The following is a 12,857-nucleotide window of genomic DNA, read 5'->3' as shown; positions in this document are numbered from 1 at the left end:
CTGCTCGCCACACTGTTGCAGACCAACATCTTGGGGCAGAACGACGCGGCGATCGCGGCGACCGAGGACGAGTACGGCCAGATGTGGGCCCAAGACGTCGCCGCCATGTTCAGTTATGCCGCCGCCTCGGAATCGGCCGGCGAGCTGACGCCGTTCGAGCAGGCGCCGGCCACCACCAACGACGCCGGACCGGCGACCCAGGCGGCCGCGGCTGCCGCGGCGGAGTCGACGTCGCTGTCGTCCTGGCTGAAAGAGATCGAGGCCTACATCACCTCGCTCACCGGTCAATACACCCAGTTCTGGCAGAACTTGATCGGGGGCGCCACGGGGAGCACGGAGATAGCACCGTTCTGGGAGACGCTGTATTCGAGCATTTCGCAGATCGGCACTCAGGCGACGTGGACCAACGTCGTCAATGCCACCATCAGCCTTGGCGTCTCGCAGTGGAAGAACTTCTTCATCTATGCGCCGTGGAGCGCCGCGATGGCCAAAACGTCGCTGGGCGCCGGGCTGGCGTCGCCCGGCCACATCGCCGCCGGCATCGCGGCAAAGCCCGTATCGGCCGTGCTGGGCAATGCGCCAACAGTGGGCAAGCTGTCGGTGCCGGCCAGCTGGGCGACGGCCGCCCCGGCGATCAGGCTGGCCTCAACCGCGCTACCGGGCACCAGCCTGGCCGCGGCCGCGGCGACAGATTTGTCGGGCCTGGTAAACGAGGCGACCCTGGGCAGTCTGGCGGGCGGCGCGCTGGGCAGCCCGGCATCGCGCGTCGTCAGCACCACGGGCATTCAGGCCCGCGCGATCATCGGCGAGCGCCGGCAGGGACCGGTCAAGCTCGACCGCATCATCGCCCAACTGCAGGAGATGCCCGACCAGGTGCAGCACTGGAACGTCGACGAGGCCGGCCTCGACGACCTGGTCGCCAAGCTCAGGACAACGCCGGGCGTGCACGCCGTGCATGTGACGGACGGAGAGGAAGTCGCGGTCGGATCAACCGAATCGAAACTGGGGTAGTGCGTTGCGGTGCAACGAATTTCGTCCCAGTGGGCCGGATCAATCGGCAAACCGCCACAGAGCATCGAAGGAGGATGTATGAAACTGCTGCTAGCGCTTCTCGGTGTAGCGCTGGGCATCGTCGCCGCGGTACCCGCACACGCCGTCCCGGGAGAGGACGAGGCGGCCGCCGACGAGAACAACGAGGTCTTCATCGCCGACCTCCACAAGGTGGGGATCAGTTTTACGAATCCGGACCAAGCCGTCGCTGCCGGAAAAGCGGTGTGCGGATTGATCTCTCGTGGCGTCTCCGGCCTTCAGCTCCTCAACGACCTGCGGGACAACAACCCCGCGCTGACCACCAACGGCGCCGCCCAGTTCGCGACGATATCGGCGAAGTCGTACTGCCCACGTCAACTCGAGTCCGCCGAAGGCGCTAAAGGCGGCGGCTGATCACCAACACCAACCGCCGCCGCATATCCATCACCCCCGAAGAGAAAAGCCTGATGTTGCACCACCGTTCGCCCGCCATTGAACTGGGGCCAGTGATGGATTTCGGTACCCTTCCGCCGGAAAGCAATTCGGGGCGGATGCATTCGGGCCCCGGCGCCGGATCAATGATGGACGCCGCCAACGCCTGGGGTGTGCTGGGCGCTCAACTCGCTGACATGGCGCTGACCTACCGGGCGGTGATCGCCGAGCTGGAACTGGGCGGGCAGAGCGCGTCGACTGCGCCGATCACCCGAGCCGTCGCGCCCTATCTGGCGTGGCTCGACGCCACCGCCGCGCAGGCCCGGCAGACGGCCAGTCAGGCGACCGCGGCCGCGGGCGCCTACGGCTTGGCGCTTGCGGCGGTGGTGGCGCCCCATGTGATCGACGCCAACCGGTTGCGGCGGATCACGCTGGCCGCGGCGAACTGTCTGGGCCAGCTCAGTCCGGCGGTCGCCGACGCCGACGCCGATTACGAACGGATGTGGGCGCAGGACGCCGCCGCCATGTATGCCTACGCCCGCGCCTCGGCCGGCGTCTGGAAGCTGACAACGTTCGATTCGCCGCCGCCCGCCGCCGACCCCACCGAGTCCGTGGGGGTCACCCCACCGTCTCGCAACTGGACTCTGACCGTCGCACCGGAGGTCATAACGACTGGCCGACTAGTGATCTCAACCATCTCCGAAGCGCTCGGCGCGCTGTCCAGCTCGCCGCTGGCCACCTTCGATACCTCCCTGTTGTCGGCAACGGCGCCGCTGTCCAAGTTGAGTTCGTTGTCGGCACCGGTGGACTTCGCGCTCAAACACCTGAGTTCCCTCAATAAGACCGCAGCCCTGTGCAGGGCCGCGGTCATGTGCTCGCCGGGGGGCGGCACGAATCACGCGGCGCCCAGGGTGAGCGTCGGGCGCGGCGCGGCGATCGGGATCTTGTCGGTCCCACGGGCATGGACCCGATCGATGCCGAGCCCGACGTCGCCCAGTTCGCCCGCGACTCCGGTCGATCGAAGCCAATGAGCCACCCGCCCGGCACCCGGACGGACAAATATGTTGTCGCAGACGGGTGCCCGCGGGTAGCCGCGTTGACCTGGTAGCCACGCCGACGCTTCCTGCGCCGAGCCGGCGGGTAGTTTGTTTGCCATTGCTGGTCGCGACGGGGGTTGGGGGGCTACGGTCAGGTGATGAGACGGCTTTCGAGTGTCGACGCGGCGTTTTGGTCAGCAGAAACCGCGGGCTGGCACATGCACGTGGGGGCGCTGGCGATCTGCGACCCGAAGGAATGCTCCGAGTACAGCTTTCAACGTCTCCGTCAATTACTGATCGAGCGCCTGCCCGAGGTCCCGCAGTTGCGGTGGCGGGTCACCGGCGCGCCGCTGGGACTGGACCGGCCGTGGTTCGTCGAGGACGAGGAGCTCGATGTCGACTTCCACGTCCGCCGCATCGGGGTTCCCGCGCCGGGCGGTCGCCGCGAGCTCGAGGAGCTGGTCGGGCGGCTGATGTCCTACAAGCTGGATCGCTCCCGGCCGCTGTGGGAAATGTGGGTGATCGAGGGCGTGGAGGGCGGCCGGATCGCCACGCTGACCAAGATGCACCACGCCATCGTCGACGGGGTCTCGGGCGCCGGACTCGGTGAAATACTGCTGGACACCACGCCGGAACCGCGTGCGCCGCAACGGGAAACGGTCGGATCGCTGGTGGGATTTAAGCTGCCCGGACTGGAGCGGCGCGCCGTGGGCGCCCTGATCAACGTGGGCGTCAAGACGCCGTTCCGCATCGCGCGACTGATGGAGCAGACCGTGCGCCAGCAGATCGCCAGCCTGGGTGTGCGCAGCAAACCGCCGGGCTACTTCGAGGCGCCCAAAACCCGTTTCAACGCGCCGGTCTCGCCGCATCGGCGCATCACCGGGTGCCGCGTCGAACTTGCCCGCGCCAAAGTCGTCAAGGACGCCTACGGCGTCAAGCTCAACGACGTCGTGCTGGCCCTGGTGGCCGGCGCCGCCCGCGACTATCTACAGAAACGCGGCGAGCTGCCCGCCAAGCCGCTCATCGCGCAGATCCCGGTCTCGACGCGCACCGAAAACGACAGGGACGATGTCGGCAACAAGGTCAGTTCCATGACCGTCTCGCTGGCCACCGATGTCGAAGACCCGGGCGAGCGGCTGCGGGCCATTCACGAAAGCACCCAGAATGCCAAGCTGATGGCCAAGGCATTGTCGGCGCATCAGATCATGGGGCTGACCGAGACCACGCCGCCCGGGCTGCTCCAGCTGGCCGCGCGGGCCTACACCGCCAGCGGGCTGTCGCGAAACCTGGCCCCCATCAACCTGGTCGTCTCGAACGTCCCCGGACCGCCGTTCCCGTTGTATATGGCTGGCGCCAAACTGGATTCGCTGGTGCCGCTGGGGCCGCCCGTGATGGACGTCGCGCTCAACATCACCTGCTTCTCCTACCAGGACTACCTGGACTTCGGCTTCGTGACGACGCCCGAGGTGGCCAACGACATCGACGACATGGCCGATCGGATCGAGCCGGCGTTGACCGACCTGGAGAAGGCCGCCGCGCGGGAGAATGACTAGTGCACTTTGGCCGAGCGTCACGCTAGCGTGATCGCCGCACGCGAGCGTCGCGCTAGCGTGACACTCGCCGCGCCAAGGCGCCTCGTACCCGGCTGATTATCTCGGCGGGTCTATCCCCCGCGACGACTCGAACGACGATCCAACCCAAGCGCTCGAGGGTTTCGCGCCGCCTGACATCCCATGTGTATTGCCGGCGATTCTGCCGATGCTGCTCGCCGTCATACTCCACAGCGACCTTGAGATCCTCCCAACCCATATCGAGGTAATACGTTACGTCGCCGAACTCGTCGCTGACCGGGATCTGCGTTCGCGCTCGGGGCAAGCCCGCCCGTGTCAGCAGAAGTCGCACCCACGTTTCCCTCGGCGACTGCGCGCCGGCATCAGCGAGACCGATTGCGTTGCGTGCCAATTGAATTCCGCGCCGGCCCGGATACCGCTCGGCGAGCAGCTGGATTTCGGCTATCTTGCAGTCAGTGGTGCGCAGCAGGTCGTCGATCAAGGGCACGGCCTCATCAAGCGGATACCAGCATCCCAAGTCGACAGCAGTTCGGGCCGGTGTTGTCACGGGTACACCGTCGATCAGGATCAATTCGTCGTCTTCTATCCGGTCGCTGTGGATTCGCAATCCCGGCGACGGGTTTCTGTTGCCATGGAGAAGCTCCAGCGGGGCGGTGACGTCCACCCATTCGGCACCATGAACAGCCGCAGCCGAGATTCCGGCAACAATGCCTCGCCGGCGCGACCACAGCCACCCCGCGCGTGCGCGAAGCAGTGGGGTCAGCTCGGCATCGGGGCTGACATAAACATCGCGCAACAACTTCACGTAGCTCGTGCGCAGAGCACTCTTGACGACCTCTCCGTTCGCGACGGCCTCGCTGCCGATGAATGGCTGCGCCATCGCGGCAGCGTCGCACAAAGTGCGGAAAGCGTCAGGTCACTCGCAGCCGTCTATCCACAAGCAGTCACGCCGGCGTGACGCTCGCGCACCAGCGTCACGCCGGCGCGAGGCTCGGCGCTCCTAACCAGAGCCCTCTCAGTCGCGCTCGGGCGGGTTCGTCGCGTACACCCACGACAGGAATCGCGCTACGGCCTCCGCGGACCGATGCGCCCGCGGCGAGCTGAAGATGTCGAAAGCATGCTGGGCGTGCGGTAATTCGGCATAGGCGACCGGGTTCTTGGATACCGCGCGCAGTTCCTCGACGAACTCCTCGGCCTCACCGACCGGGATGAGTGAATCGTCGTGGCCGTGCAACACGAAGAACGGCGGCGCGTCGGCGCGCAGCCGCCGGATCGGTGAGGCATCGACGTAAATGTCGCGGTGGGTGGCGAATTTCTTTTTGACGACGAACTTTTGGAGCAGGTCCACGAATTCGCGCCGGCCCTCGCCCTCGGTGGAGAACCAGTCGTAGCGCCCGTACACCGGCACCGCGGCCACCACCGCGGTGTCGGCGTCCTCGAAGCCGGGCTGGAACTTCGGATCGTTAGGCGTCAGCGCCGCCAGCGAACACAAATGACCGCCCGCGGATCCGCCGGTGATCGCCACGAAGTTGGGATCCCCGCCGTAGCGGGAGATGTTCTCCTTGACCCAGGCCAACGCACGTTTGACGTCGACGATGTGGTCGGGCCAGGTGTGCCGCGGCGATACCCGGTAGCCGATCGACACGCACACCCAGCCGCGCGCGGCCAGGTGGCTCATCAGCGGATAGGCCTGGGGGCGGCGCATTCCGATCACCCAGGCGCCGCCGGGCACCTGCAGCAGCACCGGCGCCTTGCCGTCGCGCGGCAGGTCGTGGCGGCGCCAGATGTCGGCGAGGTTCGCGCGGCCGTGTGGACCGTAGGACACCACGTTCGTCTTCTCGACGTACCGGCGGCGCGCCACGGTGTTGCCCAGCGGCAGCACGCGCCGCCCGCTGCGCCGCGGCTCCGTCTGGGGCAGCTTGGTCAGCGCCTCTTCGTAGTCGTCGCCGAGTTCCTCGCGCAGCCCGGCCTCCAGCACCGGGCCCGGGGTGGTGACGCCGCGGTACTTGATCACGCCGAGGATGGCCCAGGACGTCGCCGTCAGGGCCAGCGCGGCCTTGCCGCGCCGTCCCGCGAAATCACCGCGGCGCCCCCGGCGCAGCGCATCGAGCAGCGAGGCGGAGAAATACACGCCCGGCACCTCGGAGGCCGGCCAGCCGAACCAGAAGACCAGGACGGTGCTGTAACCCTTGCGGGCCAGCGGGCGTAATCCGTTGGCGGCGTTGGCCAATTCGAGCGCGGCCCGCGTGACTGGTCGGGGTTTCCGCAGGGTCCGGGCGAGCCGCATCAGCCGGTCACCCGCGCTTGCAAATCGGCACGCAGGATCTTGCCGGTGCTGCCGCGGGGGAGTTCGTTCAGCACCGTGATCTCGCGCGGAATCTTGTAGTTGGCCAGGTTCTCCCGCACGTGCTGCTTGAGCGCCTCGGGCGCGGCGCCCGCGTCGAGCCCTGCGCCGGGCTCGAGCACCACGAAGGCCGCCAGCCGCTGCCCGTATTGTTCGTCGTCCACGCCGATCACCGCCGCCTCCGCCACGTCGGGGTGTGCCGCCAGCGTCTTCTCCACCTCGATCGGGTACACGTTCTCGCCGCCGGAGACGATCATTTCGTCATCGCGGCCGACGACGAACAGGCGCCCCGCCTCGTCGAGGTATCCCACGTCGCCCGACGACATGAACCCGGCGTGAAAGTCCTTGGTGCTCCCCGAGGTGTAGCCCTCGAACTGGGTGTTGTTGCGCACGTAGATGCTGCCGACCTCACCGGTGGGCAGCTCGTTGAATTCAGGGTCCAGGATCCGGATTTCGGTCCCGCCGGCTGGTCGGCCCGCGGTGTCGGGTGCGGCCCGCAGGTCCTGCGGGGTGGCGGTCGCGATCATGCCGGCCTCGGTGGCGTTGTAGTTGTTGTAGATCACGTCCCCGAACGCGTCCATGAACGCGATGACCACGTCCGGTCGCATCCGCGAACCCGACGCCGCGGCGAATCGCAGGGACCGGCCGCTGTAGCGGCGGCGCACCTCGGCGGGCAGCTCCATGATGCGGTCGAACATCACCGGCACCACGGCGAGCCCGGTCGCCTGATGCCGGTCGATGAGATCCAGCGTGGCCTCGGGGTCGAACTTGCGCCGGGTGATCACCGTGCAGGCCATGGACGCGGCGAAGATCAACTGGGAGAAGCCCCAGGCGTGGAACATCGGCGCCACGATCACGATCTTCTCCTCGGCCCGCCACGGCGTGCGGTCCAAAATCGCCTTGAGCGTGCCGATTCCGGCGTTACCACCGGTTTGGTTGGCGCCCTTGGGTGTTCCGGTGGTGCCGGAGGTGAGCAGGATCATCCTGCCCTTGCGGCCCGACCGCTGGGGTCGTTGCCCGCCGTGCTCGGCGATCAGCTTCTCGACGGTGAGCTCGTGTTGCCCGTCGGTCCAGGCCACGATGCGACTGGCATCCGGCCTGTCGGCCAGCGCGCGGTCCACGGTCGGGGTGAATTCCTCGTCGTAGACCACGGCGTCGACGCCCTCGCGGTTGACCACCTCGGCCAGCGCGGGCCCGGCGAACGACGTGTTGAGCAGCACGACGTCGGAGCCGATCCGGTTGGTGGCCACCACCGCCTCCACGAAGCCGCGGTGGTTGCGGCACATGATGCCCACGACTTTCGGCTGACCCGCGGGCAAGTGTTGCAGCGCGGCGCCGAACGCGTTGATCCGGTCGTCGAGCTCGCGCCAGGTCAGCGTGCCGAGTTCGTCGATCAGGCCGGGACGGTCCGGGCAGCGCTGCGCCGCACTGGCGAAGCCCACCGTCATGCCCATGCCTTCGCGGCGCATGGCCGCCGCCATCCTGAAGTAGCGGTCGGGCCGCATCGGCGCGATCATGCCGGCGCGGCTCAGCGTGCTGACCAGGCCCAGGGTCTCGCTCAGTGGATTCGCCATGGCTCAGCCCAGGATCGGGAAGCGACGCTTGGCGGCGAGCTCGGTCAGGGCGTCCTGCATCACCGACCGCACATGCTCGTCGACCTCGTCCACGTCCGGATCGTCACCGAACTGCTTGGCGATGTCGATGGGCGGCAGCACCTGCGTCACGATCTTGGTGGGCAGCGGCAGGTTCGGCGGGATGACGGCGCTCAGGCCGAACGGGAAGCCGAACGACAACGGCAGAATCGCGCTGCGCAGCAAGCGTTTAATGCCCAGCCGCTCGGCCAGCCAGGTGCCGCGGGTCAAATAGAGCTGGGTCTCCTGCCCGCCGATGGACACCGCCGGCACGATCGGGACGCCGGCATCGATCGCCGTGCGGATGTAGCCCTTGCGGCCGTTGAAGTCGATGACGTTCTCCGACAGGGTGGGCCGGTAGGCGTCGTAGTCGCCGCCGGGGAACACGATCACCACCCCGCCCGAGCGCAGCGCCGCGGCGGCATTCTCCCGATTGGCCCTGATGTATCCGGTGCGCCGGAAGAACTCCGCGGTGGGTCCGGTCATCAGGATGTCGTGGCTCAGCGTGTAGACCGGCCGGTCGTAGCCGAGCTTGTCGTAGAAGTGGACGCTGAAGATCGGAACGTCCATTGGGAACATGCCGCCGGAATGGTTGCCGACCACCAGGGCTCCGCCGGGCGGGAACGCCTCCAGTCCGTGCACCTCCGACCGGAAGTAGGCCTTCAGAACCGGGCGCATCACCGCCATCAGCCGCTGCGTTAAGCCGGGGTCGAATTTGCCGATATCCCCGCCGTCGGGGTTGCCGCTGTCGGTCACGTTCCCTCCTTGACCCCCGCACGAGGCCGCTTCGCCAGTCGAGTCCCTCGATGGTAGCGACCGGGGTTCCCCCGCTGTCATGGTGTTTCGGCTTTGCGGAACCGGGCATATGGTGTGGGCCGGGTGTGGGCGCTATTGTTACGGCGCCCTAAGTAATCCTCGAGTAAAAGGGGACCCGATGGACGTAGCCGGTCTGTCTCACGAGCGTGGCGCCCCCGCAGGCGCCACCCACAGATCGGCCGGCGCCCGGGACCGGCGCGGACGCCGCGTCCACACCGCCGCGGTCCGCGCGGAATCCGCCCGCCAAGCTCAGGAACCTCCACGGCCCGCGCCCGCCGCCGGTGCCCTCGCCGGACCGGACACCGCGGACGAGCTGCAGGCCGATTACTACGTGCGCCTGCTCGCCAGCCGGCGCGGCCTCATCGATCAGCGCATCGACGAGTACCTCCGCAAAATCGGCACCGCGCAAGCCAAGGGCGACCTCGACGCCGTGGCGAACTACCGCCGCCTGGCGCGCATCGCCGAGCAAGATCGGCGGACCCTGGACGCGCTGATCGACAAACTTCGCCGCCGATTCGTCCGCGGGACGCCGGGTGCCGTCTCGCCGCAGGCAGGCCCCGCGGCTCGCCGGTCCGCGGTTCGCTGAATCATCGCCTCGCACAACAGTTCTGATCGTAAGACCATCGACCGGGTGGTCGGCGCCCAGCACACTGAGGCACACATGTCGGCACACCCGCGTAGGCTGCCGATACATTCAATGGGCCAGCTGGTTTCTAGACAGGAACGAGGCCGCCCATGGGATTCATGGCTCCGGAGTTTCCCGACGTCGACCCGCAGACGTGGCTCAGCCTGCCGCGTTCGACGAGGCGCCAGATCATGACCCGCCATTGGGTCGAACACGGTTTCGGTTCGCCGTACGCGGTCTACCTGTTCTACCTCTTCAAGATCGCCGGGTACGCCGCCGGCGCCGCCGCGGTGATCTCCTTGACGCCGGGGCTGGGCGGGCTGGGCCACCTCACCGACTGGTGGACGCAGCCGATCGTCTACCAGAAGCTGGTCATCTTCACGCTGCTGTTCGAGATCCTGGGCCTGGGCTGCGGATCGGGGCCGCTGACCGCGCGGTTCTGGCCGCCGTTCGGCGGGTTCCTGTATTGGTTGCGGCCCAACACCATTCGGCTGCCGGCCTGGCCGGACAAGGTGCCGTTCACCCGCGGCGACAGCCGAACGGTGGCCGATGTGGCGCTGTATCTCGTCGTGCTGGGCTCCGGCGTCTGGGCGCTGCTCTCACCCGGGCGGGGCGGGCCGGTCACCTCGGCCGGCGACGTGGGCCTGATCGATCCCCGGCTGGTGGTACCTGCGATCGTCGCGCTCGCACTGCTGGGGCTGCGGGACAAGACCGTCTTCCTGGCGGCGCGCGGCGAGCATTACGGCCTGACGCTGCTGGTGTTCTTCTTCGGGTTCACCGACCAGATCGCCGCCTTCAAGATCATCATGCTGGCGCTGTGGTGGGGCGCGGCGACTTCCAAGCTCAACCACCACTTTCCGTACGTCGTGGCGGTCATGATGAGCAACAGCCCACTGTTGCGCAGCCGGGCGTTCAACTGGTTCAAGCGACGGCTCTACCTCGACCCGGTCAACGACCTGCGGCCGTCGTGGATACCGAAGGTCATGGCCCATGTCGGCGGGACGACGGCCGAATTTCTGGTTCCGCTGGTCCTGGTGTTCTTCGCCGACGGTCACCGGTGGGCGTGGTTTCTGATCGCCTTCATGGTGCTGTTCCACCTCAACATCACGTCCACCATTCCGATGGGGGTTCCGTTGGAGTGGAACGTTTTCTTCATCTTTTCGCTGTTCTATTTGTTCGGCCATTACGCCGGTGTCACGGCCACCGGCCTGAGTTCACCGCCGCTGCTGATCATCCTGATCGTCGCGCTGGCGGTGGTGCCAATCGTGGGAAACATGTTCCCGCAACAGGTTTCGTTCCTGCCGGCGATGCGCTACTACGCGGGCAACTGGGCCACCAGCACCTGGTGCCTGCGCAAGGGCGCCGAGGACAAGATCGAGGCGAACATCACCAAGGCGTCGGCGCTGGCAACCAATCAGCTTGCCCGCCTTTATGATCCGCAGACCGCCGAGCTCATGATCGACAAGCTGATGGGGTGGCGGTCCATGCACACCCACGGCCGGGCGCTGGGCGGGCTGGTGTCCCGCGCCCTGCCCGACGGCGCCGACGAGGCCGACTACCTGCTGCGCGACGGCGAAATCATCGCCGGTCCGCTGATCGGGTGGAACTTCGGCGAAGGCCACCTGCACAACGAACAGCTGCTGGCCGCCGTGCAGCGGCGCTGCGGCTTCGACCAGGGCGAGGTGCGGGTGATCATCCTGGAAGCACAACCGATCCAACGCCAGACGCAGGCCTACCGCATCGTCGACGCCAAGACCGGCCTCGTCGAAGAGGGCTACGTCGACGTCACGGACATGCTGCGCCGCCAGCCCTGGCCCGAGCCCGGTGACGACTACCCCGTGCACGTCATGACCGCCCGTGACTAGGGCGGTCGTCGTCGGCGCCGGGCCCAACGGCCTGGCCGCGGCCATCCGGCTCGCCCGCGACGGCGTCGACGTGCAGGTGCTGGAGGCGCGCGAGACGGTCGGCGGGGGAGCGCGCTCGGCCGAGTTGACGGTGCCCGGGGTGACCCACGACGTCTGCGCGGCGGCGCATCCGATGGCAGTGGGCTCACCGTTCTGGGATGAAATCGGCCTGGATCGATACGGGCTGACCTGGAAATGGCCGGAGGTCGACTGCGCGCATCCGCTGGACGACGGCACTGCGGCGTTGCTGTATCGGTCGATCGACCGAACCGTGGCCGAGATGGGCTCCGACGGACGGCGGTGGCGGCTCGCCGTGGGCGATCTCGCCGCCGGCTTCGACGAGCTGTGCCAAGACCTGATGCGCCCGGTACTGCATGTTCCGCATCACCCCATCCGGCTCGCTGCCTTCGGACCGCGCGCGATGCTGCCGGCCACGGTGATGGCTCGGTGGTTTCGCACCGAGCGCGTACGAGCGCTGTACGGCGGCCAGGCCGCGCACGCCTACACCCGGCTGGACCGGCCGCTGACGGCCGCGATGGCGCTGATGTTCATGGCCAGCGGGCACCACTACGGCTGGCCGGTGGCTGAGGGCGGATCGGGGTCAATCATCGCGGCGCTGGCAGCCGTGCTGGACGAATACGGCGCCGCGATCACCACTGGCGTCACCGTGACCAGCCGCAACGACATTCCCGACGCCGACATCGTCATGCTCGACCTGACTCCCGCCGCGGCACTGCAGATCTACGGCGACGTCATGCCCGCGCGGATCAAGCGATCGTATGAGCGGTACCGCCAGGGCTCGTCGGCATTCAAGGTCGATTACGCCGTCGAGGGTGACATTCCGTGGACCAGTTCCGACTGCGCTCACGCCGGCACCGTGCATCTGGGCGGGACCTTCGCCGAGGTCGCACACAGCGAACGCGAGCGGGCGCAAGGACGGATGTACCGGCGGCCGTTCATCATCCTCGGACAGCAGTATCTGGCCGACCCGTCGCGCTCGGCGGGCAATATCAATCCGATCTATGCCTACGCCCACGTGCCGTTCGGCTACACCGGCGACGCCACCGAGATCATCACCGACCAGATCGAGCGGTTCGCCCCGGGCTTCCGCGACCGCATCGTCGCGACGGTGAGCACCGGCACCGCCGACCTGGCGGCCTACAACCCCAACTACATCGGCGGCGACATCATCGGCGGCGCCAACGACGGGCTCCAGGTCATCCTGCGGCCGCGCGTCTCGGTCAATCCGTACGCGACCGGCGTGCCCGGCGTCTACCTGTGCTCGCAATCAACGCCGCCGGGAGCCGGCATCCACGGCCTCTGTGGCTACTACGCCGCCACGGCGGCGCTGGGGTGGCTGCGCAAGCGTGGCCGTGACTGACGGCGCCATCCCCACCGTGCGGTATCGGGGATTGCGCCGAGGGGCGAGCCTCTTGTGGTGATGGACAGATGGCCGGGCGTGATCGCG

At 67.7% G+C, this 12,857-nt stretch carries 11 protein-coding genes; 7 read left to right on the top strand and 4 right to left on the bottom strand.

All coding sequences use genetic code 11. The annotated features are described in order from the left end of the window. The 4 genes from DQP58_RS08885 to DQP58_RS08870 form a co-directional block, all read left to right on the top strand. The coding region (locus DQP58_RS08885; protein WP_133259351.1) for a PPE family protein, SVP subgroup at positions 1–1,011 on the top strand (1,011 nt) is incomplete at its 5' end. Positions 1,012–1,089: 78 nt separating this feature from the next. After that, entirely contained in the window at positions 1,090–1,443 is a 354-nt protein-coding gene (locus DQP58_RS08880) for a DUF732 domain-containing protein (RefSeq protein ID WP_112708051.1), read from the top strand. 95 nt (positions 1,444–1,538) lie between these two features. Further along, positions 1,539–2,492: a PPE family protein gene (locus DQP58_RS08875; protein WP_112708050.1), complete on the top strand. Its 954-nt coding sequence runs from the start codon at positions 1,539–1,541 to the stop codon at positions 2,490–2,492. Positions 2,493–2,656: 164 nt separating this feature from the next. Next, complete coding sequence (locus DQP58_RS08870; protein ID WP_112708058.1) at positions 2,657–4,051, top strand: WS/DGAT/MGAT family O-acyltransferase; 1,395 nt, start codon at positions 2,657–2,659, stop codon at positions 4,049–4,051. Between the two features lie 52 nt (positions 4,052–4,103). Here DQP58_RS08870 and DQP58_RS08865 read toward each other — a convergent pair whose 3' ends face one another. The 4 genes from DQP58_RS08865 to DQP58_RS08850 form a co-directional block, all read right to left on the bottom strand. Continuing rightward, on the bottom strand, positions 4,104–4,949 hold the full coding sequence (locus DQP58_RS08865; RefSeq protein WP_112708049.1) for a DUF559 domain-containing protein: 846 nt from the start codon (positions 4,947–4,949) through the stop codon (positions 4,104–4,106). Between the two features lie 135 nt (positions 4,950–5,084). Then, positions 5,085–6,356, bottom strand: coding sequence for an alpha/beta hydrolase (locus DQP58_RS08860; RefSeq protein ID WP_112708048.1), 1,272 nt, complete (start codon positions 6,354–6,356; stop codon positions 5,085–5,087). Continuing rightward, entirely contained in the window at positions 6,356–7,987 is a 1,632-nt protein-coding gene (gene fadD12, locus DQP58_RS08855) for an acyl-CoA ligase FadD12 (RefSeq protein ID WP_112708047.1), read from the bottom strand. The genes DQP58_RS08860 and fadD12 overlap by 1 nt, the downstream gene beginning before the upstream one ends. 3 nt (positions 7,988–7,990) lie before the next feature. Continuing rightward, positions 7,991–8,800, bottom strand: coding sequence for a lysophospholipid acyltransferase family protein (locus DQP58_RS08850; protein ID WP_112708046.1), 810 nt, complete (start codon positions 8,798–8,800; stop codon positions 7,991–7,993). Positions 8,801–8,978: 178 nt separating this feature from the next. Between DQP58_RS08850 and DQP58_RS08845 the strand changes: the two genes are divergently transcribed. The 3 genes from DQP58_RS08845 to DQP58_RS08835 all read left to right on the top strand — a co-directional run bounded on the left by DQP58_RS08845 (position 8,979) and on the right by DQP58_RS08835 (position 12,770). Continuing rightward, positions 8,979–9,446 carry a hypothetical protein gene (locus DQP58_RS08845; RefSeq protein WP_240629677.1) on the top strand — a complete coding sequence of 156 codons (468 nt, stop codon included), beginning with the start codon at positions 8,979–8,981 and terminating at the stop codon, positions 9,444–9,446. Between the two features lie 149 nt (positions 9,447–9,595). Continuing rightward, entirely contained in the window at positions 9,596–11,350 is a 1,755-nt protein-coding gene (locus tag DQP58_RS08840; RefSeq protein WP_112708045.1) for a DUF3556 domain-containing protein, read from the top strand. Next, a complete protein-coding gene (locus tag DQP58_RS08835) occupies positions 11,343–12,770 on the top strand; it encodes a phytoene desaturase family protein (protein ID WP_112708044.1) in 1,428 nt (475 codons plus the stop codon). Before DQP58_RS08840 ends, DQP58_RS08835 begins: the two co-directional genes overlap by 8 nt. Positions 12,771–12,857: the final 87 nt, after the last annotated feature.

Origin of the sequence: Mycobacterium colombiense (assembly GCF_003284975.1) — a bacterium.
GTDB classification, from domain to species: domain Bacteria; phylum Actinomycetota; class Actinomycetes; order Mycobacteriales; family Mycobacteriaceae; genus Mycobacterium; species Mycobacterium europaeum_A.
This window is presented reverse-complemented; position numbering and strand designations above follow the sequence as displayed.